Source organism: Streptomyces sp. NPDC015220 (assembly GCF_043079345.1).
Taxonomy (GTDB): Bacteria; Actinomycetota; Actinomycetes; order Streptomycetales; family Streptomycetaceae; genus Streptomyces.
In genome coordinates, this window is sequence record NZ_JBIBUK010000001.1 from 1,027,001 (window position 1) to 1,050,836 (window position 23,836).

The 23,836-nt window shown below is 71.7% G+C and carries 24 protein-coding genes and 2 pseudogenes; 9 read left to right on the forward strand and 17 right to left on the reverse strand.

The window, feature by feature from the left end:
- Positions 1–108: 108 nt before the first annotated feature.
- Positions 109–987: an LLM class F420-dependent oxidoreductase gene (locus ACF061_RS04735; RefSeq protein ID WP_392265325.1), complete on the forward strand. Its 879-nt coding sequence runs from the start codon at positions 109–111 to the stop codon at positions 985–987.
- Between the two features lie 353 nt (positions 988–1,340).
- Here ACF061_RS04735 and ACF061_RS04740 read toward each other — a convergent pair whose 3' ends face one another.
- The 4 genes from ACF061_RS04740 to ACF061_RS04755 all read right to left on the reverse strand — a co-directional run bounded on the left by ACF061_RS04740 (position 1,341) and on the right by ACF061_RS04755 (position 4,273).
- Positions 1,341–2,198: a fumarylacetoacetate hydrolase family protein gene (locus ACF061_RS04740; protein WP_392265326.1), complete on the reverse strand. Its 858-nt coding sequence runs from the start codon at positions 2,196–2,198 to the stop codon at positions 1,341–1,343.
- Between the two features lie 290 nt (positions 2,199–2,488).
- The gene (locus ACF061_RS04745) at positions 2,489–3,217 is read right to left on the reverse strand and encodes a YidC/Oxa1 family membrane protein insertase (protein WP_392265327.1); all 729 of its coding nucleotides are present in this window, start codon (positions 3,215–3,217) and stop codon (positions 2,489–2,491) included.
- Between the two features lie 100 nt (positions 3,218–3,317).
- Positions 3,318–3,632 (reverse strand): DUF6412 domain-containing protein, encoded by a 315-nt coding sequence (locus tag ACF061_RS04750; protein WP_392265328.1) that lies wholly within the window; start codon positions 3,630–3,632, stop codon positions 3,318–3,320.
- A gap of 104 nt (positions 3,633–3,736) precedes the next feature.
- The gene (locus ACF061_RS04755; RefSeq protein WP_392265399.1) at positions 3,737–4,273 is read right to left on the reverse strand and encodes a winged helix-turn-helix transcriptional regulator; all 537 of its coding nucleotides are present in this window, start codon (positions 4,271–4,273) and stop codon (positions 3,737–3,739) included.
- Positions 4,274–4,421: 148 nt separating this feature from the next.
- On the opposite strand from ACF061_RS04755, the gene ACF061_RS04760 reads away from it, so the two are divergent.
- The 3 genes from ACF061_RS04760 to ACF061_RS04770 all read left to right on the forward strand — a co-directional run bounded on the left by ACF061_RS04760 (position 4,422) and on the right by ACF061_RS04770 (position 7,535).
- Complete coding sequence (locus tag ACF061_RS04760; protein ID WP_392265329.1) at positions 4,422–5,963, forward strand: MFS transporter; 1,542 nt, start codon at positions 4,422–4,424, stop codon at positions 5,961–5,963.
- 143 nt (positions 5,964–6,106) lie between these two features.
- Positions 6,107–7,132 (forward strand): SEC-C domain-containing protein, encoded by a 1,026-nt coding sequence (locus ACF061_RS04765; protein ID WP_392265330.1) that lies wholly within the window; start codon positions 6,107–6,109, stop codon positions 7,130–7,132.
- A 163-nt stretch (positions 7,133–7,295) separates the two neighbouring features.
- A complete protein-coding gene (locus tag ACF061_RS04770) occupies positions 7,296–7,535 on the forward strand; it encodes a hypothetical protein (RefSeq protein WP_392265331.1) in 240 nt (79 codons plus the stop codon).
- A gap of 272 nt (positions 7,536–7,807) precedes the next feature.
- Here the strand turns inward: ACF061_RS04770 and ACF061_RS04775 are convergent, their stop codons facing one another.
- The gene (locus ACF061_RS04775; RefSeq protein WP_392265332.1) at positions 7,808–8,473 is read right to left on the reverse strand and encodes an ATP-binding protein; all 666 of its coding nucleotides are present in this window, start codon (positions 8,471–8,473) and stop codon (positions 7,808–7,810) included.
- A 204-nt stretch (positions 8,474–8,677) separates the two neighbouring features.
- Here ACF061_RS04775 and ACF061_RS04780 point away from each other — a divergent pair, with 204 nt between their 5' ends.
- Together ACF061_RS04780 and ACF061_RS04785 are read left to right on the forward strand one after the other, a co-directional pair.
- The gene (locus ACF061_RS04780; protein ID WP_392265333.1) at positions 8,678–9,523 is read left to right on the forward strand and encodes a helix-turn-helix domain-containing protein; all 846 of its coding nucleotides are present in this window, start codon (positions 8,678–8,680) and stop codon (positions 9,521–9,523) included.
- A complete protein-coding gene (locus ACF061_RS04785; RefSeq protein ID WP_392265334.1) occupies positions 9,523–9,720 on the forward strand; it encodes a DUF397 domain-containing protein in 198 nt (65 codons plus the stop codon). The genes ACF061_RS04780 and ACF061_RS04785 overlap by 1 nt, the downstream gene beginning before the upstream one ends.
- Positions 9,721–9,809: 89 nt before the next feature.
- Here ACF061_RS04785 and ACF061_RS04790 read toward each other — a convergent pair whose 3' ends face one another.
- Both ACF061_RS04790 and ACF061_RS04795 read right to left on the reverse strand, forming a co-directional pair.
- On the reverse strand, positions 9,810–10,616 hold the full coding sequence (locus ACF061_RS04790; RefSeq protein ID WP_392265335.1) for a DUF6551 family protein: 807 nt from the start codon (positions 10,614–10,616) through the stop codon (positions 9,810–9,812).
- 432 nt (positions 10,617–11,048) lie between these two features.
- A complete protein-coding gene (locus ACF061_RS04795; RefSeq protein WP_392265336.1) occupies positions 11,049–11,480 on the reverse strand; it encodes a DUF6234 family protein in 432 nt (143 codons plus the stop codon).
- 274 nt (positions 11,481–11,754) lie between these two features.
- Between ACF061_RS04795 and ACF061_RS04800 the strand changes: the two genes are divergently transcribed.
- Positions 11,755–12,483: a hypothetical protein gene (locus ACF061_RS04800; RefSeq protein ID WP_392265337.1), complete on the forward strand. Its 729-nt coding sequence runs from the start codon at positions 11,755–11,757 to the stop codon at positions 12,481–12,483.
- 280 nt (positions 12,484–12,763) lie between these two features.
- Here the strand turns inward: ACF061_RS04800 and ACF061_RS04805 are convergent, their stop codons facing one another.
- The gene (locus ACF061_RS04805; protein WP_392265400.1) at positions 12,764–13,237 is read right to left on the reverse strand and encodes a carboxymuconolactone decarboxylase family protein; all 474 of its coding nucleotides are present in this window, start codon (positions 13,235–13,237) and stop codon (positions 12,764–12,766) included.
- Positions 13,238–13,467: 230 nt separating this feature from the next.
- Between ACF061_RS04805 and ACF061_RS04810 the strand changes: the two genes are divergently transcribed.
- Positions 13,468–13,773 carry a hypothetical protein gene (locus ACF061_RS04810; RefSeq protein WP_392265338.1) on the forward strand — a complete coding sequence of 102 codons (306 nt, stop codon included), beginning with the start codon at positions 13,468–13,470 and terminating at the stop codon, positions 13,771–13,773.
- Between the two features lie 129 nt (positions 13,774–13,902).
- Here the strand turns inward: ACF061_RS04810 and ACF061_RS04815 are convergent.
- A pseudogene (locus tag ACF061_RS04815) lies at positions 13,903–14,757 on the reverse strand (GlxA family transcriptional regulator); the annotation flags it as partial.
- Positions 14,758–14,928: 171 nt separating this feature from the next.
- Positions 14,929–15,042: pseudogene (locus tag ACF061_RS04820) on the reverse strand (AraC family transcriptional regulator); the annotation flags it as partial.
- Positions 15,043–15,184: 142 nt separating this feature from the next.
- Here ACF061_RS04820 and ACF061_RS04825 point away from each other — a divergent pair.
- Positions 15,185–15,823, forward strand: a complete 639-nt coding sequence (locus ACF061_RS04825) for a DUF2269 family protein (RefSeq protein ID WP_392265339.1) — start codon at positions 15,185–15,187, stop codon at positions 15,821–15,823.
- Here ACF061_RS04825 and ACF061_RS04830 read toward each other — a convergent pair.
- From ACF061_RS04830 to ACF061_RS04860, 7 genes are all read right to left on the reverse strand, one after another.
- Positions 15,795–17,330: an MFS transporter gene (locus tag ACF061_RS04830; protein WP_392265340.1), complete on the reverse strand. Its 1,536-nt coding sequence runs from the start codon at positions 17,328–17,330 to the stop codon at positions 15,795–15,797. The two genes, ACF061_RS04825 and ACF061_RS04830, sit on opposite strands and share 29 nt — an antisense overlap.
- 54 nt (positions 17,331–17,384) lie before the next feature.
- The gene (locus ACF061_RS04835; RefSeq protein WP_392265341.1) at positions 17,385–17,528 is read right to left on the reverse strand and encodes a hypothetical protein; all 144 of its coding nucleotides are present in this window, start codon (positions 17,526–17,528) and stop codon (positions 17,385–17,387) included.
- Between the two features lie 66 nt (positions 17,529–17,594).
- The gene (locus ACF061_RS04840; protein WP_392265342.1) at positions 17,595–18,950 is read right to left on the reverse strand and encodes a DUF445 domain-containing protein; all 1,356 of its coding nucleotides are present in this window, start codon (positions 18,948–18,950) and stop codon (positions 17,595–17,597) included.
- A gap of 463 nt (positions 18,951–19,413) precedes the next feature.
- On the reverse strand, positions 19,414–20,283 hold the full coding sequence (locus tag ACF061_RS04845; RefSeq protein ID WP_392265343.1) for a DUF1707 domain-containing protein: 870 nt from the start codon (positions 20,281–20,283) through the stop codon (positions 19,414–19,416).
- A gap of 33 nt (positions 20,284–20,316) precedes the next feature.
- A complete protein-coding gene (locus ACF061_RS04850; protein WP_392265344.1) occupies positions 20,317–21,597 on the reverse strand; it encodes an ATP-binding cassette domain-containing protein in 1,281 nt (426 codons plus the stop codon).
- A gap of 14 nt (positions 21,598–21,611) precedes the next feature.
- On the reverse strand, positions 21,612–22,451 hold the full coding sequence (locus ACF061_RS04855; RefSeq protein ID WP_392265345.1) for an ABC transporter permease: 840 nt from the start codon (positions 22,449–22,451) through the stop codon (positions 21,612–21,614).
- On the reverse strand, positions 22,444–23,244 hold the full coding sequence (locus tag ACF061_RS04860) for an ABC transporter permease (RefSeq protein WP_392265346.1): 801 nt from the start codon (positions 23,242–23,244) through the stop codon (positions 22,444–22,446). The genes ACF061_RS04855 and ACF061_RS04860 overlap by 8 nt, the downstream gene beginning before the upstream one ends.
- Between the last annotated feature and the right edge of the window lie 592 nt (positions 23,245–23,836).

Sequence of the window (23,836 nt, forward strand, 5' to 3'; positions counted from 1 at the left end):
GAGTGCGGACGCGTCGGGGAATTACCGGCGCGATCCCTCCGGTTGGGGTTGGCTGTACGCGAGACGACCATGTCCGATCACGGCACCCCGTCCGGAGGGATCGCACCGATGAGCGACAGCACAGCCCCGCTGAAGGAGACCGTCGGACGGTACGGCGTCTGGAACGTCGGGCTCCGCTCGGAGGACCCGGCCCGGCGGGGCGACATCGCCGAGGCCGCCGCCGAACTGGAGGAACTCGGCTACGGCACCGCATGGCTCGGCGGCAGCAGCGCCCCGCACCACGCCGCCCCGCTCCTCGGCGCGACGACGACGCTGGCCGTCGGCACCAGCATCCAGAGCATCTGGCAGTACGACGCCGCGGAGAGCGCGGCCGGCTTCGCCGAGCTGGAGGCGGCCCACCCCGGCCGTTTCGTCCTGGGCCTCGGGGTGAGTCACGCCAAGCTCGCGGAGCAGTACCGCCGCCCGTACTCCGCGCTGGTCGGCTACCTGGACGCCCTGGACGCCGCCGGAGTGCCCGCCGGGCGCCGGGTGCTGGCCGCGCTCGGTCCGAGGACCCTCGAACTCTCCCGCGACCGGGCGGCGGGCGCGGTCCCGTACCTGGTCACCGCCGAGCACACCGCGCAGGCCCGCGAGATCCTGGGCGAGGGCCCCCTGCTGGCCCCGGAGCTCAAGGTCGTCCTGGACGACGACCTCGACCGCGCCCGCGAGACCGCCCGCGGCTACCTCTCGATGTACCTCCAACTCCCGAACTACACCAACAACCTCCTCCGCCTGGGATTCACCGAGGACGACCTGCGGCAGGGCGGCAGCGACCGCCTGGTCGACGCGGTGTACGCCCTGGGCGACGACTCCCGGGTCCGGGCCCGCGTCGAGGAGTTCCGGAAGGCGGGCGCGGACCACCTGGCACTCCAGGTGGTGACCGGCAGCGGCGACCGGGAGGAACTGCCCAGGGAGCAGTGGCGCAGGCTGGCCGCTCTCCTCGGCTGAGCTGACGGCGGGGCGCGGAGCGGAGCCGGTGTCCGGCTCCGCCGGGCCCCTCCTCGACCGGGCGGGCACCGGCACGCGACGGGAGCCGATGCCCGGCCCCGTCACGCGGGCTCGGGCTCGGCGGAACCGGTGCCCGGTTCCCTCACGCGGCCACGACGGGACCAGCGCCCGCTTCCCCCACGCGGGCAACGGCAGTCGCGCCCGTAAGGCACACCGCACCGCGCGGGCCCAGCGACCGCCGAGCGGTCACCCGGCCCGCCACCCGGTCACCCCGCCCACCACGCGGTCACCCGGTCCACCACGCGGTCACCCGGTCCACCGCGCGGTCGTCCGGCCGGCCGCCCGCGGGGCGCTCACGCGTCCTTCAGCTCCTGCCGCTGCCGCCCCAGCCCGTCGATCTCCAGCTCGACGACGTCCCCGGAGCGCAGATACGGCTTGGGCTCGGGCTGCCCCATGGCGACGCCCGCCGGCGTGCCGGTGTTGATGACGTCCCCGGGGTACAGGGTCATGAACCGGCTGACGTAGCGCACGACTTCGGCGACCGGGAAGATCTGCTCGGCGGTGGTCCCGTCCTGCTTCAGCTCGCCGTTGACCCACAGCCTGAGGGACAGGTTCTGCGGGTCGGGCACCTCGTCGGCGGTGACCAGCCACGGCCCGAGCGGGTTGAACGTCTCGCAGTTCTTCCCCTTGTCCCAGGTACCGCCCCGCTCGATCTGGAACTCCCGCTCGGACACGTCGTGCGCCACCGCGTACCCGGCGACGTGCGCGAGCGCCTCCTCGTCCGTCTCCAGGTAACGGGCCGTGCGGCCGATGACGATCGCCAGCTCGACCTCCCAGTCGGTCTTCGTGGACCCGCGCGGCACGAGCACCGTGTCGTTCGGCCCGACCACGGTGTCGGCCGCCTTGAAGAAGATCACCGGCTCGGCGGGCGGCTCGGCCCCCGTCTCGCGTGCGTGGTCGTGGTAGTTCAGCCCGATGCACACGACCTTGCCGATCCGCGCGAGCGGAGGCCCGATCCGCAGCCCGTCCGCGTCCAGCGCGGGCAGCTCCCCGCCCTCGGCGGCGGACCGTACCCGCGCGAGCGCGGCGGTGTCGGCGAGCAGCGCGCCGTCGATGTCGGGGACGACGCCCGACAGGTCACGCAGCGTCCCGTCGCCGTCCAGCAGCGCGGGCCGCTCCGCTCCGGCCGTACCGACTCGCAGCAGCTTCATGTTCACCATCTCCCTCGATCGCGGGCAGCCCGGCCGATGCACGCGACCTGGGTGCGGCGGACGCACCATCGGAGGACTTGTCCGATCGTCCAAGGACGGCGTCCACTCCGCAATACCCCGTTCACGTACTGGACCGTAGGCGGGCGCGCCGGGCGCCGCGCTCACTGGTAGCGGCACGGCCCGCCCCGCCGCCCTCACCGGTGCGGCACGGCCCGCCCCGCCGCCCTCACCGGTGCGGCACGGCCCGCTCCACCGCCCTCACTGGTGCGGCACGGCCCGCTCCACCGCCCTCACTGGTGCAGCACGGCCCGCTCCACCGCGCTCCACGCCGTACTGGTCACGATGTACAGCGCGGCGGCCAGCGGCACGACGGCCACGGTGACGAGGGTGCCGAAGGACAGCAACGGCATGACCCTGCCGACCGCCGTCCCGAGTCCGGCCGCACCCTCCTCGCCCGCGGGGACGCCCGCCGCGCCGGCACCGGCCACGGCCCGCCTCGCGCGCAGGTAGTTGAGGGTGGCGACGGCCGCCGTGACCGCGAACAGGCCGACGTACACGAGCCCGGCCGCCCCGAACACCCCGCCGTCGGCCAGCGCGTCGCCCCACCGTCCGCCGAGCGGCGCGGCCAGCAGCCGGTGGTCCAGCAGCCCGTTGCCGTCGCCGCCGATCGTGGTGCTGGAGAAGAGGTGGTAGAGCAGGAAGAAGGCGGGCAGTTGCAGCAGGCTCGGCAGGCATCCCGACAGCGGCGACACCTTCTCCGCGGCGTGCAGTTCGAGCACCGCCCTGTTGAGCTTCTCGGGGTCCTTCCGGTACTTCTCGCGCAGCTCGGCGACGCGCGGCTGGAGCGCCGCCCGGGCCTTCTGCCCGCGCGCGGCGGCCCGGGAGAGCGGATGGACGAGCAGTCGTACGAACGCGGTGAACAGGACGATCGCGGCGGCGGCCGCGGAGGCGTGGAACAGGGGCTGGAGCAGTTCGGCGAGGTGTTCGACCAGCCGGGCGAAGGCGGAGAAGACGGACATGGGTGAGCCCTCCAGGGGTCTCGTCGTGCCGGACGCGGAGAAGCGGACGTGGCGGCATGACGACCCGCGCAGGGCCGGGAAAACGGTGAAGAGGCGGGCCCTACGCGACGACGGTCGCCGCGCGGGTGCGCCCGGGCGCCCGGGGCCGTCGCCGGCCCGGCGCGTCGGGATCGCGCTGCGGCAGGAAGGCGGTACGCCGGTCCCGGTCGCGGATGGCGGTACGCACCCGGGTGGGCGGCACCGTGGGCACGCAGCGCGAGGTGAGCAGGGCGCAGGTGACGAGCGCGGCACCGGCGGCGACGGTCGCGGAGAGGCTGCCCGTGTCGAGCAGCGAGAGCTGGAGGACCAGGACGAGCAGGGCGAGCGCGAACGGCGGCGCGGAAGCGAGGCGCGCACCGATCCGGTGACGGATCACGCCCTCCCCCCTCCTGTCGCCGCGGTCCGCCGGCTCGTCGCTCCGCCGACCGCTCACCCATGGTCCGCGACTGCGAGCCGCGGCCCCCTCGTACAAGATTCCCGTCACACGGGATCGGTCTCGAGCGGCTGCAACAGCCGTCTCGGCCTGAGCAGCGCCCGGCTGACCGGATCCGCCGGGTCCGGATCGAGTCCGGGTCCCGGCACCATGATGACGTCCGGGACGGGCACGATGGTTCCGCAGGCGGGACATTCGCCGTACGGCCCGAGTTCGGTGCCGCAGTCCGCGTGCCGGAAGTAGCGCAACTGCTCCGTGGCGAAGTGCTCGCGCCCCCAGAGCCCCAGCGCGCGCAGGGCGGGCCACAGGGCGGTCCCGCGCTCGGTGAGGACGTACTCCTCGCGGGGCGGCGACTCCTGGTACCGCCGCTTTACGAGGATCCCCTCCGCGGTCAGCGTCTGGAGCCGGGCGGCGAGGACCGCGCGGGGGATGCCGAGGTGGACCAGGAAGTCGTTGTAGCGCCGGACGCCGTAGAGCGCGTCCCGGACGACGAGCAGCGTCCACCGCTCGCCGACGATCTCCAGCGCGCGGGCGATCGAGCACTCCTGCGTCGCGTAGTCCTTGCCCAGTGCCATGCCGTCCACTGTAGCCACTTTCCGCGTACTTGGTTCAGTGACCGAACCCATGGTGTTACGGTGACGTGGAAGGCATAGGTTCAATCACCGAACCAAGCAGGCTCCACCCGTTCCCCCGACCAGACCGACCCGACTCCGGACCCGGAAGGACGAGACCATGCCCGGGCCAGACCCCGCCACACCGGCGACCACGACCGCGCCCCCGGTATCAGTCACGAGCGCCACCGCGACCGTCGCCCCGGCGCCGACCGCGGACCCCGCGCGGGCCGCGGACTCCCCCGCCACCACCACCGCCCGCACCCCCGCACGACGGCAGGGACGGCCGGACCGGCACCACCGGGACTCACCCCCGCGCCCCGCCGGCGCCCGCCCGGCCGGCCCCACGGCCACCCTGGCCGTCACCAGCGCCGCCACCGCCGTGGCCCTGATGACGTACACCGCGCCGATGGTCACGCTCCCCGGCACCGCGGCCGCCCTGCACACCTCCCTCTCCGCCCAGGCGTGGCTGCTCAACGGCACCCCGCTGGGTCTCGCCGCCCTCCTCCTGGTGGCCGGCAGCCTCGCCGACGACTACGGACGCCGCCGGATCTTCCTGTCCGGCACCCTGGCCCTCGGCCTGACCACGGCGCTGGGCGCCTTCTCCACCTCCACCTGGCAGTTCACGCTGGCCCGGATCGCCCAGGGCGCGGCGAGCGCGGCCCTGCTGGCCAGCAGCCTGGGTCTGCTCGTGCACGCCTTCCCGAGCCCCCGCGGCCGGCTCCACGCGACCGGCGTCTGGGGCGCCTTCGTGAGCGGCGGCATCGCGGCCGGCCCCCTGGTGGCGGGTGCCCTGCCGAACTGGCGGGTGGCGTACGCGGTCCTGGGCGCGGCGGCCCTGACGGTGACGGCGTTCGGCACGCGCGCGCTCACCGAGTCGCGCGCCCCGAGGAACGGCCGCCCGGACATCCCCGGCGCGCTGACCTTCGGCCTGGCCCTGGTCGCCCTGGTGGCGGCCCTGACGCTGGGCCGCGACGGCTGGCTGCGGCTGCCGGTGGGAGCGCTGCTCGCGGCCGCCGTGCTCCTGGTCGGAGCCTTCGTCGCGGTGGAACGCCGCACCGCCACCCCGATGATCGACCTGGCCCTGCTGCGCCACCCGCCGTTCCTGGCGTCCTCGGCGGGCGGCCTGTTCACCGGCCTCGCGGTCATCGGCCTGTTCAGCTTCCTCCCCGCCCTGCTGCAACAGGCGTTGCGCCTGTCCCCCATGACCACGGCCTGGCTGCTCCTGCTCTGGTCCGGCCTCAGCTTCGCCGTCGCCCTCCTGGCGAGGCACCTGGCGGGCCGGGTCTCCCCGCGGTGGCAGCTCTCCCTCGGCTTCGCCCTGCACGCGGCCGGTGTCCTGACCATGCTGGGCGCGGTCGGCTCCGGCTCCCTGCCACGCCTGCTGCCGGGCATGGTGGTGGCCGGCATCGGCAGCGGCCTGCTGAACGCCTCCCTCCCCCTGGTGTCGGTGGACTCCGTCCCCCCGGACCGGGCCGCGATGGGCTCCGGCGCCCAGCAGACCTTCCGCTACATCGGCTCCTGCGCCGGCGTCGCCCTGACGATCGCCATCGCCACCTCGGCGAGCGACCTGGCCCGGGGCGCGGACATCGCACTGCTGGTGTCGGCGGGCCTGGCCGCGGCGGGAGCCCTGGCGGTGGCGGGAGCACGAGCACGACGGTGAGCCCGTACGCCCACCCGTACCGACGCCCGGACGGCCCCCCGTGCGGGCCCTCCGGGCGGACACCGGTGGCCGGACGGGCCCGACGGCCCCCCTGGCCTGGGGATACCTCACCTTTGTCACCGTCCGGCAGTACGGTGTCCCCCATGCGCCCCGACACGCCCGCCCAAAACGCCGAAAACGTCGACCACACCGCCGAGGCGGCCCGCCTGGAGCGGACCGCCGGCCTGTATCCCGAGGACGCCGAAGCCCTCCTCCTCCAGGCCGCCGCCCACCTGGAACTGTCCGGCGACCGGCCCGCCGCGACCACGCTCTACGACCGCCTGCTCTCCTCCCCCGACGGCCTGGACAACGCCCCGCTGGTCCGCGCCCTGAAGGCCGCCAACCTCTGGGAGTACGACCACGAGGCCGAGGCGAGGGCGATCATCGAGGGCATCCGCACCACCGCGCCCCGCGACCCCGCCCCGTGGGTGATCGTCGCGGAGTCCCTGGAGTCCCACGACGAACTCGACGCGGCGCACAAGACGTTCACGGAGGCGGTGGACCTGCTGCTCGCGGACGTCCCGGAGCCCCCGTACGCCACCCATCCCCTCCTCTACGGCCGCCACCGGGTGCGCCGCATGCTGGGCGCGGCCCACGACGACTGGGACATCCTGGCCGACACCCTCCACACCGCCCCGGTCCCGCTGGACGAACTCCACGACCCCAAACGCGTCTGGTCCCTCGGCTCGGAGAACCCCGCCGAGCTGCGCGCCGAGATCACCCGCCTCCAGGCGGAACTCGGCGCCTACCGCGAGGCCCTCTCCCGCCCGTTCCCGGTCGCGGTCCTGCACTGGCCGGCGCGGGAACTGGAGGAACTGCTCACGGCCTACGCCGACCTGGCCACGGAGTACCCCTCCCACGAGACCCACCTGGCGACGATAGAGGCGTCCCTGCGGGAACTGGCCTCCTCCGGCACCCCCAACCTCGGCATCGTCACCGGCACGGTCCCCTCCTACGAGGCCTTCGCCGCCTCGGAGAGCGCCAGCCCGTCCGACGCGACGCTACTGCCCCAGTACGCGACCACACTGGCCGCCCGCGGACGCGCGGTGGCCTGGCCGCCGCAGCGGGGAGCGGAGTGCTGGTGCGGTTCGGGGCGGGGGTACGGGGAGTGTCACGGGACTACCGTCTGATCATCTCCGACGGGCGGCGGGCGGCGCGCCGTACGGAAACGGCGGTGCTCCGCGTAGCCGAGACGGGCTACCGCCCCGCTCGTTCCGCAGGGCAGCCACCCTGCCACAGATAGAAGTCAGCCTGACGGTGGCGGGTCGTCAACTCACGTGGAATGGTATCCCCATGGCTTTGATCAGCGAGTTCCAGTCAGTCTCCTCTGACACTCAGCGGGTGCATGGACCTGTTACCTGCGGCTACCGAACCTTCACGGCGGATGGACAGCGCATCCTGCAGCTCGACACCTACGGATCCACGGAACGGAAGATCCTCGACAAGATCAGCCAGAGCATCCAGCTCGACGTCGCTTCGGCACGTGAGCTGCTCAAAATCCTTGAGGAAGCGTTCCCCGGCCTCACTCGTTGACAACCCCGAATACCACTTCGTCCGCCGCTAGCTCCCGTATTGATGCGCGTCAGTAGCGACATGCGCGGCGGTGGGCGTCCTGTCGCTCACGTTGCCCTACAAAACAGGGATACAGGCAGGCTGGGCACCACCAAGGTCACTCCATACTCGGGTCGCTTACGCGCCAACTTCCAGCGAGCCAGCGGTGATCACCTAGGTCGAGCACGAACTCCCAAACCAGAGTGAGAACATACTCGGTCAGGACGGGACCACACGAGAGTCCGTGCTCTCTTTCAATGCGCGTCAACTTCCGCCTCAAAGTGAGCCTGGGCCCGGTCCAACACGTCATCCGGGTCCTGGCCGCGCGCACAGAACCAGTGGAGAAGATCGGCGATAACATCGATCGCCGTCTCCTCCGCGACCGTCTCACCCAGCCGACTAAAGCTTACGCCCCGTTGCGGCATCGCCGTAGAAGCGTAGAGCCCCAACATGTCAGCCGCTCGGACCACACGAGGAGCAAGAAACATCTCACTGGTTGTGGTTACGGTCGTTCGAAGCTCGCACCATGTCGACTTGCGCCCGGCGGTGAGGTCTACGCCCCAGCGATCGGCGATAGCGTCGATGAGCGCCATGCCCCGCCCTGTCTCAGCGTCCTGTTCCACGTCGGACAGAATCGGCACAGCGCGAGCGTCAGGGTCATGAACCTCGATGCGTAAGCGTGTCCCATCCAGCGAGACAGCGAGCGCGGTCGGAGTCCCATGACCGACGTGTTTGATGACGTTGGCTACGAGCTCGCTGACGCACAGCTCGGCAGCAGCGCTGAGCTGTTGCAAGCCCCAAAGCTCCAGGTGCAGTCGTACCAAGCGGCGCAGTCCTGCGACCGCTTCCGCTTCCGCCGAGAAGGGGAACTTCCACACCCTCCGTGCTCTTCTCACGGCACTCCCCACGAAGTTGCCCATCCCTTCACTCATACAGCCGTCACCACCCAGTGCGCACTGTGATCTCATGACGACCAAGAGTCGCAGAGCAACTCTCAAAATGGAACTCTCACAAGACCCCGCCAGAAGCACAACCGCACTCCGCGCGCCCCCGGCGCACACCGCCTTGCCATCCCACCCGAAGTGACACGACGATCTACCGCGACGACAACAGGAGGTGCCTGAATGGCAGTTGGACCCACTACTCGCAGGCGCCAACTGGGCGCCGACCTGCGTCGGCTCCGGGAACGAAAGGGGTTGACCCTGGAGGAGGCTGGAGCTGCGGTCGGCATCTCCAAGGCGACGCTCAGCCGCTACGAGACGAAGGAAGGGGCGGTCAAGTGGCCGGCCGTCGACGCCCTATGCCGGGAGTACGAAGCCACCGACGAGGAACGCTCAGCGCTGGTCGAGTTGGCCAAGGGCGCCAAGATCCAGGGCTGGTGGCGATCGCTCGCGGATCCAATCCCTGAGTCCATGAACCTCATGCTCACCCTCGAAGACGAGGTCGTGCGCGAAGACCACTACGCCTGCATGTACGTCCCTGGTCTTCTCCAGACTCGCGCCTACGCCGAAGCCGTCCATCGGGCTTCGGAGGTGCAATGCGAGGAGCGCGAAGTCCAGCACATGGTCGACATCCGCATGAAGCGGCAGGAGTTGCTGGACCGCGAGGAGCCGCCGCGCATTTGGTGCGTGATCGACGAGGCCGCGGTCCGACGACAGGTCGGCGGTCGAGCGGTCATGCATGAGCAACTGAAGCACTTGCTCACCATGGCTCGCCGCCCGCACATCACCGTCCAAGTCCTGCCGTTCACACGTGGTGCGCACGCGGCGGCCGTAGGGAGCTTTGCCGTGCTACGCGGCCAAACCCCTGAACTCGACGTCGTATACGTGGACATCCTCGGCGGTGGGCTCTTCATCGAGAAGGCACAGGAGTTGGAGCGTTATAGGTTGGCGTTCCAGTACCTCAGCGCACAGGCGCTCGACTTCGAGTCCACGGCCGAACTCATCGACCAGATCACCAAGGAGTCTTGATGACGAGATCGTCAGAGCCCCACTGGTTCAAGTCCTCCTACAGCGGTGGCAGCGGCACGGAGTGCGTAGAGTGTGCGTACGCCGACAGTGGCACACTCATACGCGACTCGAAGCATGAGGAGGGGCCTGTTGTTCAGGTCGGCCCTACCACGTGGCGCATATTCGTCCACGCCTTGACGCTACGTGGAATCGGGTGAGTGTCCACAAGATGACTGGAGGGGCCTGGCGCATCTGGCTCGGCCCCACCCGATCAGGCGATGCCTGATCCACTCGCCGTTCGCCGCCCTCAGCCCTCGATCCGGTTAGCCGGTCGACGCCCCTTGTTCCACGCTTCCAAAACGAATCGGTAAGAAACGCTGATCCTAGAGCCGGTGCCGCTGTTGTTGAAGCCCCCGTTGGATGAGGCGCTCAGGATCTGGGACCGCCACTTGGCAGCCGTGCCAGTGCGCTCCAGCTTCTTCGCGAGTTCAGTGTCACTGACAAGGTCACCGTGGCGGCCGAGAAACATGCCGATGCCGCCGAGGAGCATTCCATCCCAGGACTCAGCCGAGCGGCCCCATGCTTCCTCCGCGATGGTGAGTGTGCGATCGAGTACATCCGCTCCGTATCGGTCCGTGATCTGCAACACGCCTGACACGGCACCGACGCTGTTGGTCGAGGATGAGCCAAGACTGAGCTTGTGGGCCTTGAGGACCCGATCCGTGTCGACAAACAGCGGCACTCCGCCCGTGAGACCAACGTGGTACTCGTCGATCGGACGGGGCTTGTGAGACTCACGGTTTTTGATCAGGAAGAGGATGGCCTCCTGCTCCTGGGTGAGCCCGTAGTGGATATCCGCCCTGATGGTCTCCAGGCCCGCCAGTTCGGAGGCACGCTTACGGTGCTGGCCGTCGACAATGTAGCGGGAACCATCCGCACGCTCGGAGACGATGATGGTTCCGATGGCCTCGCGAACGAGGTTGTTCGCGATCGTCTGGGCGCGGCGCTCGTTCAGCGTGCGTTGGGCCTGTGGATCGATGAGCAGTTCGGCGATCTTGACCTCAATACCGTGGTCTACGTCGTGCTTCGGAAGATCGTAGGTGTACTTGGGCATGACTGACCTCCTGACGCCACGACAGGGGATGTTGGGCAGAAGCCGGATTGGTGGATGGGCGTCAGAGAACAAGTTAAGCATCTGATCACATACATGGCAGTCGCGTTTCGCATGCTCAAGGGCCCGTGGACGCCAGGAGTGACCTTCGCACATGGGGGCCTCACGGCTAGGTCGACGCCAGATGGCGAGATCTAGCCGTGCTTGCTGTTCCCCAACTAGGGTCAGGAGTGTTCGGACTAGGGCAAGGATGACAGCCGTAGCCTGGGGAACTGTCGTTCGGAGCTGCACCTCAAGGTTGGGCCGGCCTCGATAGGGCCGCCGTATGCACTGGGCAGAAACCTAATGCTCAGCGTCTCGGTGGGCCAGATCGTGCTCTCAGACCGCTGTGTTCAGCAGGGTTGAGCGACTGGGGCCGCCTCAATGAGACCGGGGTCACCCACTACACAACAGTGCGGAAGGCGCGTCACGGCACGCGTGCACGTCGGTCCTGTCCCTCTCGTCCTCGTGGGTCTGCGCCATGTAGCCGCCGAGGACGAGGACGGCGATCAGGAGGGCCATGATGCCCTGGCTCACCACCGTGACGAGCGCTCCGGTGCGGGCGGCGATCAGGGCGGCCACGATGGTGAGGGCGCCCACCGCCGCGGCGGCGACCAGGTAGCCCCACAGTGAGTCGGCCTCGACGGTCTCGGCCGGGTCGAGGTTGAACCCGGACAGGAACCAGCGCCCGAAGATCACCGCCAGGGCGATCAGCTCCAGGAGCGCCAGACCGCACCCGGCTCCGATGTCGGCGCCCAGGTCGGCCCGGTCGTACCGCTTGCGGCCGGCCGTGGCGTCGAAGGCGGGTGCGGCGATGGGCAGGTTCATGCTCACCATGGTGCCCGCACGGGCGAAGTCGTCGCTTGAGTACGGGTACTCACGTGTGCGGGGGTCGTCGTCCGGCTCTGCCCGGCTCTCCCCAATGGCCGGCTTGGCCGCTGATCGCTGATCGATTGTCCGGCTACCCCGGCTGTCGGGAGGCGTACTGGCCAACTGCTGTCTCCGCATGGGTGGATGGCGCCTACCAAGTGGGGATGCTTCTGGTGGTTGGGGTACGCCTTGGGACCACGGGGGAGGCGCAGTGGCGGGGACGCTGCGGTTCGTGTTGCTGCTGGTACTGGTCGCGGTTGTCTGGGTGGCCTGGCGTTGCCGGACGTATCCGGGCGGGTGGCGTTACGCCTTCGACAGTGCGCACGCCGACGACCGGAACGATCTGGCGCGGGCTCGCCGGAACGCGAGGGAGACGGAACGCGAGGGCCGGCAGCGGGTCTCCCGGGCGCAGTCGGCGGTGAACGACGCGGAGGCACGGCAACGGCAGCGTGTGCGCTCGCTGCGAAGCCGGATCGCGGATGCGCGTCGGTCGGATGCGGGGCGCCTGTTGCAGCGGCTCGGTGACCTGGCGCTGTACGAGCACGTGCTCAAGGCGAAGGAGGAGGAGATACCGCTCGACGGACTCCGGGCCGACTTCGAGAGCTCGCCGAAGCTCCACTACGTCTACGTGACCCGGGCCGGCGGGAGGAGGAGCAAGTATGAGTACGCGCCCGAGCTGCACGAGGAGGACGACGTGCGGGGCTTCGCCCTCCACATAGGAAACGCCGCCCTGAAGGAGGCCGAGTTCCGGGCCGGGCGCCAGGCCGAGATACATGAGCTGGAGGAGGAGCTCCAGCGGGTGAGGGAGGACACCGCCGAGCAGGACACCGCCCGGCAGCGGCTGGCGGAGGTGACGGAGGAGCACGAGCAGGACGAACGGATCAAGCAGGCCCGGCTGGAGCTCGAAGAGGCGCGGGACCGCTGGCAGGCGCTCACCGGGCGACGCCCGCCGCGCCGCTGAGGTCCATCACCGCCGCACGGGCCCCGGCCATCGCACGTCCGTCGCCGCTCTGCGCGGGCCCCGGCCACCCACGCCCGCCGCCGCCCTGCACGGACCTCGACCACCGCAGGCCCGTCGCGCCCTGCACGGACCTCGACCACCGCTGGCCCGTCGCGCCCTGCACGGACCACGGCCACCGCACCGCCGAGGCCCATCACCGCCCCGCGCGGGTCCCGGCCGCCGCCCACCCCCGTGGCGCGGCGACCGGAGGCAGCCCCGGCCCGCCCTCTGGCTCGCTCGCTCAGCCGAACATGCCCGGCACGTAGTCGCCCGCCGGCTGCTGGACGATGACGTTAAGGCGGTTGTAGGCGTTGATCAGGGCGATCAGCGAGACCAGGGCGGCCAGCTGGTCCTCGTCGTAGTGCTTGGCCGCGTTCTCCCAGACCTCCTCGGGCACCCCGCCCGCCGCGTCGGCGATGCGGGTGCCCTGCTCGGTCAGCTCCAGGGCGGCGCGCTCGGCCTCGGTGAAGACGTTCGCCTCCCGCCAGGCGGCGATCAGGTTCAGGCGTACGGCCGTCTCGCCCGCGGCCGCCGCGTCCTTGGTGTGCATGTCGGTGCAGAAGCCGCAGCCGTTGATCTGGCTGGCGCGGATCTTCACCAGCTCCTGCGTCGCGGCCGGCAGCGTCGAGTCCGAGACCACCTTCCCGGCCGAGTTGATGTGGCGCAGGAACTTGGCGGCGACGGCGTTGCCGAAGGCGTTCAGACGGGGTTCCATCATGGGCTCCTTGCTCGTCGTTCTTCGTGGTTGCACAGGTACGACGGGGGCCGGGCCCGATGTGTGACAGAGTCGGCCGGGCAGCGCGCGTGACCTGCGTCACGACGATTCCGTGCGGAGTCACGTCCACGCCGGGGCGGTCGCCGGGCGAGTTCTTGTGCGGGTTAGCCTCCCTTTGTTCGACTTCTGTTCGGTGTCTGCATGTTCTGCGTGTCTACGGGAGGCAAGTGATGGCGAAGGTTCCTACGGCAGCGGTGGCCGCGGGTGGGCTGGTCGGCGGGTACGGCGTGGCGCGCTGGACCAAGAAGCGCCAGCTGGGCGGGGCCGTGCTGGCCGTCGCCGGGGCCGCGGCCGCTCAGCAGTGGCGCAAGCAGGCGGGCGGGAAGGCCGCGGGGGCGCTCACCGCCGCCTATGTCGCCGCGTTCGCCGGGTCGCACCCGCTGGCCAAGAAGGTCGGCGCCTGGCCGTCCGTGTTCGGGGTCGCCGGGGCCGTCGCGCTGGCTTCCTGGGCCGTCGCCGACCGGCGCGGCGCGTAGCCGTAATGCCGTGATCCGCCACGTTCCGCCGCGATCCGCCGTGATCTCTCAGGACCGAGGGGACACCTGAGGACCGCGGCGACCCTTGAGGACCGCCGTGACTTCACCGCTGAGGGCCGCCCGGGCCCCTCAGCCCCGTGTCGCCTGGAACGCCTTGCGGTAGGCCCTCGGGCTGGTGCCCACCACCCTGCGGAAGCGCTCGCGGAAGGCGGTCGGGGAGCCGAAGCCGGCCTGGGTGGCGATGCGCTCCACCGGGTACGGCGTGGTCTCCAGCAGGTGCTGGGCGCGCCGCACCCTCGCCCGGTGCAGCCACTGCAACGGTGTCGTGCCGGTCTGCTCGCGAAAGCGGCGGTTGAGTGTGCGGGTGCTCATGCCCGCGCTGGCCGCGATCTCCACCAGTGTGAGATCGCGGCCGCAGTTGTCCTCCAGCCACTCCAGCACGGGTTCCAGGGTGGCGCCGGCCGGGGCGGGGGGCAGTTCGTGGACGATGAACTGGGCCTGGCCGCCCTCCCGCTCCAGCGGCATCACCGACATCCGGGCGGCGTGCGCGGCGACCGCCGAACCGTGGTCACGACGGATCATGTGCAGGCACATGTCCATCGCCGCCGCCGCGCCCGCCGAGGTGAGGAACTGGCCGTTGTCCACGTACAGGACGTTCGGGTCGACCGTCACCTGCGGGTACCGCTCGGCCAGGTCCCGGGCCGCCGCCCAGTGCGTCGTCGCGCGCAGGCCGTTCAGCAGGCCCGTGGCCGCGAGGACGAACGCGCCCACGCAGATGGAGGCGATACGGGTGCCGTTCGCCGCCGCCTCGCGCAGGGCCCGCGCCACGCCCGGCGGAAGCGGAGCGGTGGGATCGGCGACGCCCGGCACGATGATCGTGTCCGCCTCCGCCAGAGCCTCGAGGCCGTACGGCGCCCGCACCGTGAACGCGCCGCCCGCCGCACCGACCTCCCGGGCCACCGAGCACACCCGCACCCGGTAACAACCGTCCGCACCATCCCCGCCGACCGGGCCGCCCTCGCCGACCGGGCCACCTCCGCCGGCCCCGCCGTTCCCACAGCTCCTACCGACCCCGTCGGCCTCCGCGCCCCCGGAACCCCCGGAGCCCCCGGAACCCCCGGAGCCCCCGGAACCCCCGGAGCCCCCGGAGCCCCTGGGAATCCCGGGCCCCCCGGCGCCCAGGGGATTCGCCCGGCCGAAGGTGTCGACGGGGACGGACAGGTCGAACGGGATGACCTGGTCCAGTGCCAGGACGGCCACGGTGTGCATGGCGCGAGCGTAGGACCCGGCCGGGGGACGGTGGGCGCGGGGGCGGTCCCTGCCGGTCCTTGATCCACCGGTGGCCAGAATCCGTGGCTGTCTGGCATTCGTGCCACTTCTACGCCGTCGTCGGCCCGCCTAGCGTCACCGCGTGACCAAGTTCCTCCTCGCCGTGCACGTCCTCGCCGCGATCGTCGCGATCGGGCCCGTCACCGTCGCCGCCAGCATGTTCCCGCCCGCCGCGCGCCGGGCGCTGGCCTCGCCGGACGATCCCCGGGCGGTGGAGACCGTGCGGCTGCTGCTGCGCGTCTGCCGGGTGTACGCCGTCGTCGGCGTCGTCGTCCCCGTGTTCGGGTTCGCCACCGCGCGCGCCATGGGCGTGCTGGGCGACACCTGGCTGATCGTGTCGATGGCGCTGACCGCGCTCGCCGCGCTCGTGCTCGTCGCCCTCGTCCTGCCCCGGCAGACCACCCTCGCCGAGGGCCTGGTGGAGGCGGAGCGACCGAGGACGGTGGAGGAGGAGGCGGAGCGACCGGGGACGGTGGAGGAGGCGGAGCGACCGGGGACGGTGGAAGAGGCGGAGCGACCGGGGACGGTGGAAGAGGCGGGCGGGGGCGGCGGTGGCCCGCTCCACACCGCCGTCCCCGCCGTCCCCGCCGCACCGGCCGCCCCTGCCGACACCCGCCGCGCCACCGTTCAGCTGGCCATGTTCACCGGCCTGTTCAATTTCCTCTGGGCGGCCGTGACCGTCCTGATGATCGTCAGGCCGGGCTCGACGACGGGGGCGTGACGTCGCGGGGGCCGTTGTTTCCCTTGGTTCCCTTGGCCGCGGCCTTCGCCTTCCCGGTGACCGCCGTGAGCGGTTTGGCGATGTCCTCCAGGGAGCGGCGTTCGGCGTTGACCGCGAGGAAGGCGGCCACCAGGCCCGCCGCGCACATCAGGCCGGCGCCGATCTGGAAGGCGAGCACCGTGTCGCCGACCTTGCCGGTGCTGGTGAGGTCGGCGAAGAGCACGGGGCCGCTGATGCCGCCGGCCGCGGTGCCCACGGCGTAGAAGAAGGCGATGGACATCGCCCTGGTCTCCATCGGGAAGATCTCGGAGACGGTCAGGTAGGCGCTGGAGGCGCCCGCCGAGGCGAAGAACAGCACCACGCACCAGCAGGCCGTCAGCGTCCCGGCGCTCAGCGAGCCGCGGTCGAACAGCCAGGCCGTGCCGAACAGCAGCAGCCCGGACAGCAGGTACGTCGAGGAGATCATCACCCGGCGGCCGACCGTGTCGAACAGCTTGCCGAGCAGCAGCGGGCCGAGGAAGTTGCCGGCCGCGATGACGGCGAAGTAGTAGCCGGTGTGGTCGGAGGGGACGTCGAAGAACTTGGTCAGGATCGCGCCGAAGCCGAAGGTGATGGCGTTGTAGAGGAAGGCCTGGCCGATGAAGAGGGAGAAGCCGAGCACGGCCCGCTTGCGGTAGTCGGCGAAGACGGTGCGGGCGATCTCCAGGAAGGAGACGCTGGGCCGCTGGTGGATGGTGATCTCGCCGTGCGGCGCGGCGAGCGGCTTGCCCTGCTCCGCTTCGACCTCGCGTTCGATGCCGGCCACGACCTCCTCGGCCTCACGCTCCCTGCCGTGGATCAGCAGCCAGCGCGGGCTCTCCGGGACGTGCCGGCGTACGAGGAGGATCACCAGAGCGAGTACGGCGCCGAGCGCGAACGTCAGCCGCCAGCCCATGTTGGCAGCCAGAATGTCGGTGTTCAGCGCGAGGATCGACAGCAGCGAACCGCCGATCGCGCCCACCCAGAAGCTGCCGTTGATGATCAGGTCGACCCGGCCGCGGTAGTTCGCGGGGATCAGTTCGTCGATCGCGGAGTTGATGGCCGCGTACTCTCCGCCGATGCCGAAGCCGGTCAGGAAGCGGAACAGGAAGAACCACCAGGCGTCGAAGGAGACCGCCGTCAGGGCCGTCGCGGCGAGGTAGACCGCCAGGGTGATCATGAACAGCTTCTTGCGGCCGTAGCGGTCGGTCAGCCGGCCCCAGAACAGGGCGCCGACGCAGGCGCCCGCCACGTACAGCGCGGCGGCCACGCCCGTGACCTGCCCGGAGCTGATCGACAGGCCGCTGCCGGGCTCCGACAGCCGGCTGGCGATGTTGCCGACGACCGTGACTTCCAGGCCGTCCAGGATCCACACGGTGCCGAGACCGATGACGATCGTCCAGTGCCAGCGCGACCACGGCAGGCGGTCGAGTCTCGCGGGAATGTCGGTGGTCACGGTACGGCCGGTATCGGCCTCAGCACTGGCCATGGGCACCCTCCTCGCCGAGCGGAACGCCATGCGGGTTCCCCCGAACCCAAGGGATCACGCCCGGGGCGGGCGGCCGGCCGCCCCGACGGCCGAGCCGCCGCCGAGGTCGGCGTCGGTTCCGGCGGAGGCGACCGCGGGCGCCTGCGGGCTTCGTCGCGCCCAGCCGCTCACGGCCCGCTCGATCCGTTCGTCGGGCACGCGGACCGTCGGACCGTGCGCCCCAGCCCCGGCCGGGACAGGACCCAGGCCCTGACGGACCGGGCCTTAAGCCCCCAGCACCCTTGTCACCGTGTAGATCAGCAGCCCCGCCAGCGAGCCCACCACCGTGCCGTTGATGCGGATGAACTGCAGGTCGCGGCCGATGTGCGCCTCGATCTTTCGGGTCGTGTGCTCGGCGTCCCAGCTCGCCACCGTGTCGGTGATCAGTGAGGTGATCTCCTTGCGGTACGTCGTCACCACGTACACCGCCGCCCCCTCCACCCACCGGTCGACCTTGCCCTGCGCCTTGGGGTCCTCGGCCATCCGGGCGCCCAGCGACAGCAGCGAGGCCCTTACTCGCAGCCGCAGTTCGCTGCGCTCGTCCTCGGCCGCGGCGACGATCATCGACCGTACGGCGGTCCAGGCCGAGGCGATCAGGTCCTGGACCTCCCCGCGTCCCAGCACATCGCTCTTGAGCCGCTCGACCCGCGCCCGCGTCTCGCCGTCGGACTGGAGGTCGGCGGCGAAGTCGGTGAGGAAACGGTCCAGCGCCCCGCGCGCCGGATGCCCCGGCATGTCGCGCATCTCGGTGACGAAGCGCAGCAGCTCCTTGTAGACGCGCTCACCGACCTTGCGGTCGACGAACCTCGGCGTCCAGCCGGGCGCGCCCCCCTGAACGGCGTCCATCACGGAGTCGCCGTGCAGCACCAGCCAGTCGTGCGCCCGGCCGACGACCAGGTCGACGACCCGCCGGTGGCCGCCGTCGGCGACGATCCGCTCCAGCATCTTGCCGAGCCCGGGCGCGATCTCCTGCACACCCGCCCGACGGGTGATCGCCTCGCCGACCACCGCCTGCACATCGGAGTCGCGCAGCACCGTCAGCGCACCGCGCAGCGCGGTGGCCAGTTCCGCCGTCACCCGCTCCGCGTGCTCCGGATGGGCGAGCCAGGCGCCCAGACGGCTCCCGATGCCGACCGCCCGCAACCGCTGGCGCACGACGTCCTCGGAGAGGAAGTTCTCGCCGACGAACTCACCCAGCGAGATACCGAGCTGGTCCTTCTTGGTGGGGATGATCGCGGTGTGCGGGATGGGCAGACCGAGGGGGTGGCGGAAGAGCGCGGTGACCGCGAACCAGTCGGCGAGCGCGCCCACCATGCCCGCCTCGGTGGCCGCGGCGACGTACCCCGCCCAGGCGCCGGCGCCCATGTGCCCGGCCCACTTGGCCAGGACGTACACCACCGCGACGAACAGCAGCAGCCCGGTCGCGGTCAGCTTCATCCGGCGCACCCCGCGCCGCCGCTCCTCGTCGGCGGGGCTGAACACGGTCATCGCACGGCGGGAGACGGCGGCGTCCGCCGCCCCCGGGCCGGGACCGGCCTGCGCCGCTCCCGCGTCCGGACCGGCCTGTGTCGTTCGTTCCATCCGCTCCACCCGTTCCGTGTTCCCGCACCCGTCCCGCACACGATTGTCCCTTCCTGACCTACTCCCGGACCGGAACAGGAGTTCCCGGCACCGCCCGGAAGGGGTGGCGGGGAAGAACCGGACGGGAGGCGGAGAGGGGCGGGCGGGCGAAGGCGGAGCGAGCTGCGGGCGGGCGAAGGCGGAAACGGGGCGGCGGAAGGCGGAAGGCGGAACCAGGCGGGGCGGAAGCCGGAACGGAAGCGGAAGCGCCGGGAACCGCGCGGTGGAAGGCGACCGGCCCTGGCCTGCCGTCGATCCCTGGGCCTGCCGTCGATCCCCGGGCCTGCCGTCGATCCCCGGGCCCGTCGTCGATCCCCGGGCCCGTCGTCGATCCCCGGGCCCGTCGTCGATCCCCGGGCCCGTCGTCGCCCGAAGGGGTGCCCCGCGGCGCCCGGCGCGTGTTCCGCCCAGAAAGCCCCGGCGTCTACAAGCCCCGGCGTCCGCGGCGGTCCCGGTGCCGGGCCCGACGCTCCTCCCAGCGGTCCCGATGCTGCTCCCAGCGCTCCTCGTGGCGCTCACGGTGACGCTCCAGGGCCTCCTCATGGCGGTCCAGGTGCCGCTGCACGGCATCCTCGTGGCGCTCCCAGCGCTCCTGACGGCGCGCCGCGTGCAGCTCGCGGCGCTCGGCCCTGCGCTCCAGCTTCTCCTGGCGGCGCTCCTCCTTCAGCCGGAGCCGCTCCGCCCGGGTGAGCTTGCGCTCCACACCGACGCCGCCCCAGAACGCGAAGCCGTTCACGATCACGCGCGGTGCGCCCGGCTCCCCCGGCACGCCCTCCTCACGGTGGTCGAAACCGCCCATGATCCCGATGCCGCGCACCACCACCTCGACGCCGGGCGGCACGATCACCTGCATCCCGCCCATGATCGCCACACAGTTGATCTCGACCTCGTGGTCGGCGAAGTTCGCCTCGCGCAGGTCGATCTCGCCGCCGCCCCAGAAGACGAAGCTGTTGAACCGCTTCGGCACGGTCCAGGCGCCCTTGCGCTGGAAGCCGGACATGATGGCGACCGCCCACGACGACGAACCCTCGCCGCCGATGATCCGGCTCGCCCAACTACCGTCCCGAGGCGGCTGCTTGCGCAGCGAGACCGCGGGCTCCGCCGTCCGCTGGGCCGGCAGGTCACGGGTGATCGGCGCGAGCTCCCCGTAGGTGCGGGCCTGGTACGTCGCTTCCAGCCGCTCCTCGAACTCCGCCATGTCCAGGCGTCCTTCGGCGAGCGCGTCCCGCAGGACCTCGGCCACTCGTTCACGATCGGCGTCGGAGGCACGCAGCTCCGGGGCATCGTCGGTCATGTGCGGAAGCCTACGAGTTAGCCGCGCGGGAGGCTATGAGACCGCACCCTCAGCGGCCCCCTCGCCCCCGTCACCCGCCGCGTCCCCGGCCCGGCCCTCCACCGCGTCCCCGGCCCCGTTCCCCGCCGCGTCCCGCGCCGCGCCGTGTGCCGGGCGACCGTACATCCTGGCGATCACCGCCTCGATGTCCGGCTCCCGCACCGACAGGTCCACCAGCGGGTAGCGGTCGGCGATCCGCGCCACCAGCGGCGCCGCCGACTCGCCCGCCGGGAAGGCCAGCCACTGCCGCGGCCCCTCCACCCGCACCACGCGCGCGGACGGCACCTCGATCGGCGGCGACTCCCGCTCCAGGTCCACCACCAGGGTGCGTTCGCTCTCGCCCGCCTCGTGCAGCCCGGCGAGCGGGCCGTCGTACATCAGGCGCCCGTGGTCGATGACCATCACCCGCGAGCACAACTGCTCGATGTCCTGGAGGTCGTGCGTGGTGAGCAGCACCGTCGTGCCGCGCCCGGCGTTCAGCTCCCGCAGGAACTCCCGGACCTTCGCCTTGCTGATGACGTCCAGGCCGATGGTCGGCTCGTCGAGGTAGAGCACCTCCGGATCATGCAGCAGGGCCGCCGCGATGTCGCCGCGCATCCGCTGGCCCAGGGAGAGCTGCCGTACCGGGACGTCCAGCAGGTCGCCCAGTTCGAGCAGTTCCACGCAGCGGTCGAGGTTGTCCCGGTAACGGGCGTCCGGGATGCGGTACATGCGGTGCATCAGCCGGTAGGAGTCGATCAGCGGCAGGTCCCACCACAGGGTCGTACGCTGCCCGAACACCACCCCGATGCGCCGCGCCAGCCGCGTCCGCTCGCGGGCCGGGTCGATGCCCGCCACCCGCAGCCGGCCGCCGCTCGGCGTGAGGATGCCCGTGAGCATCTTGATCGTCGTCGACTTGCCCGCGCCGTTCGGGCCGATGTACCCGACCATCTCGCCGCGCGCCACGGTGAAGGAGATCGAGTCCACCGCCCGCACCTGCCGCCGCTCGCTGCGGAGGAACCCGGTCCTCTTGCGCACGTCGAAGACCTTCTCGACCCGGTCGACCTCGATGAAGCCCCCGACCGGGCCGACCCGTCCCGCCCGGCCGACGCCGCCGGACGCACCGGGCGCGCCGGACGCACCGGGCGCGCCGGACGCACCGGGCGCGCCGGGCGCGCCGGGCGGACGGGCGCCGCCGACCACGCCTGGCGTACCGTCCACACCGGGCGCGCCGTCCACACCGGCCGCACCGTCCGTGCCCTTGCCGTCCGTGAAGCCGCCGTCCCACGCCTCCATCGCCCTACGTCCCTTCAGCTTCCCGTGCTCCGGTACGACCGCAGCCCCGCCCGCCAGGCCACTCCCGCCAGCGCGCAGCAGCCCACCGCCACCAGCGGCGACGCGAACGCCACCCAGCGCGGCAGCCCCAGCGGATACGGCCGCCCGAGCACATAGGCCGCGGGCAGCCAGTTGACGAAGGCCAGCGGCAGCACATACGTCGCTCCGCGCACCAGTTCCTTGGCGAACACCGTCGGCGGGTACTGCAACAGCGTGGTGCCGCCGTAGGTGAACGCGTTCTGCACCTCGGAGGCGTCCTGCGCCGCGAACTGGAAGGCCGCCCCCGCCAGGAACACCGCGCAGAAGATCCCGCACCCGCTCAGCAGCACCACCGGCATCAGCAGCAGCTTCGGCACCGTCCAGTGCAGGTCCAGCCGGGACAGCGCGTAGCCCAGCACCAGCGCTCCCTGGGTCACCCGGCCCAGCCGGCGCGGCGCGAACCGGTCCGCGGCGATCTGCGCCAGCACCGGCGCCGGACGGACCAGCAGCGTGTCCAGCGTCCCGTCGCGCACCCGCCGCCCCAGCCGCTCCATCGAGCCGATCGCGAGGTCCGCCAGCCCGAAGGACGTACTGGTCAGCCCGTACAGGAAGGCGACCTCCGGCAGCGTGTAGCCGCCGAGCGCGTCCACCCGGGAGAACATCAGCAGGATCGCCACGAAGTCGAGCGCGGTCGCCGCGAAGTTCCCGATCGTGGTCATCAGGAAGGAGGCCCGGTACGCCATCGTGGAACGGATCCACATCGCGGCGATCAGCCGGTACGCCCGCAGGCCCTCCGCCGCCCGGCTCCGCCGCTCCGCCCGGACGGGCTCAGCCACCCTGCACCACCACCCGCCGGGTGGCCGCCCGCTGCACCAGCCGGCCCGCCGCCAGCAGCGCCACCGCCCACGCCCCCTGGAAGACGTACGTGCCCAGCGGGTCCCCATGCCCCAGCAGGACGTCGGCCGGGGCCTGGAGCAACGACGACCACGGCAGCGCCCGGACCACCTCGCCCAGGGCGCCCGGGAAGACGTTCAGCGGCAGCAGCATCCCCGAGCAGAAGTACCCGGCCAGCCACGCCATCTGCACCACGCCCGTCCCGTCCAACAGCCAGAACGCGCTCAGCGCCACCAGGAACCGGATCCCGAAGCTCACCAGCATCGCCGGCAGCACCGCGCCCAGGAACGCCAGCCAGGTCACCGGGTCCGCGGGCAGCGCGACGGGGAAGAACAGCGACCCGAACACGAACGGCAGCACCCCGCGGCCCAGCAGCTGGAACACGGCCCGGCCCAGGTCGGCCGCCAGCCACCACAGTTGCAGATCGGCCGGCCGGTACAGGTCAATGGCGATGTCACCCGTACGGATGCGCTCCATCAACTCGTCCTCGACGCCGCCCCCGCCGATCGCGAGCGTCGACAGGAACGCCTGCCCCAGCCATACGTAGGTCACGGCCTGGGACCGGTCGTAGCCGCCCAGGTGCGGTCTGGCGTCCCACAGCGCCAGATAGGTGTAGACGAGGATCAGGCCGAACACCGTGTTGGTGAAGACCCCAGCCGCCGTGGCCGCGCGATAAGTCGCGTACCGTCTGAATCCCCCCGCCGCGACGGCCGCGTACAACCGCCCAGCGCCCACGTCACGCCCTCCAGAAGGTCCGCCGACACCGAAGCGCAGGAGCCTAGTACGCACGCGATGTGACGTGCCACGCATTTTCCGGACCAAAAGCCGGGGAGCGGGAACGGAACGCATGGTGCGAGAGTCTTCATCCGGGGGCGCAGAAGCGCATGAGGGCGTACGGCGACGTACGACGCGAAACAGGAGTCCGTGCACGACATGAGCGACGAGCCGCAGCCGCAGCCGCAGCCCGAGGGGAAACCGCAGGCCGAGGGGCAGCCGCAGCCGCAGCCGAAGTCCGACCCGAAGGCCCGGCCGGAGCCGCGTACCCGCCCGCAGGACCGGACGGAGCCACAGCCCCGGCCCGCGGCTCGACCCGAGCCGCAGGCCGGTACCGGTGACGGTGCCGGGGCGAGGGGACCGGCCGAACCGCGGGGCCGTGGTCAGGACAAGGGCAGGGGCCCGGCCGAGGGACCGGCGCGACGCCCGGCCGGGACGGAGGACGGGCCGGGGGCCCGGGCGCGGACCGCGGGCCGGCCCGCACCGCGCCCCGGGGGCCAGGCCGCACCGCGCCCCGGGGACCAGGCCGCACACCGCACCGGGAACCAGGCCG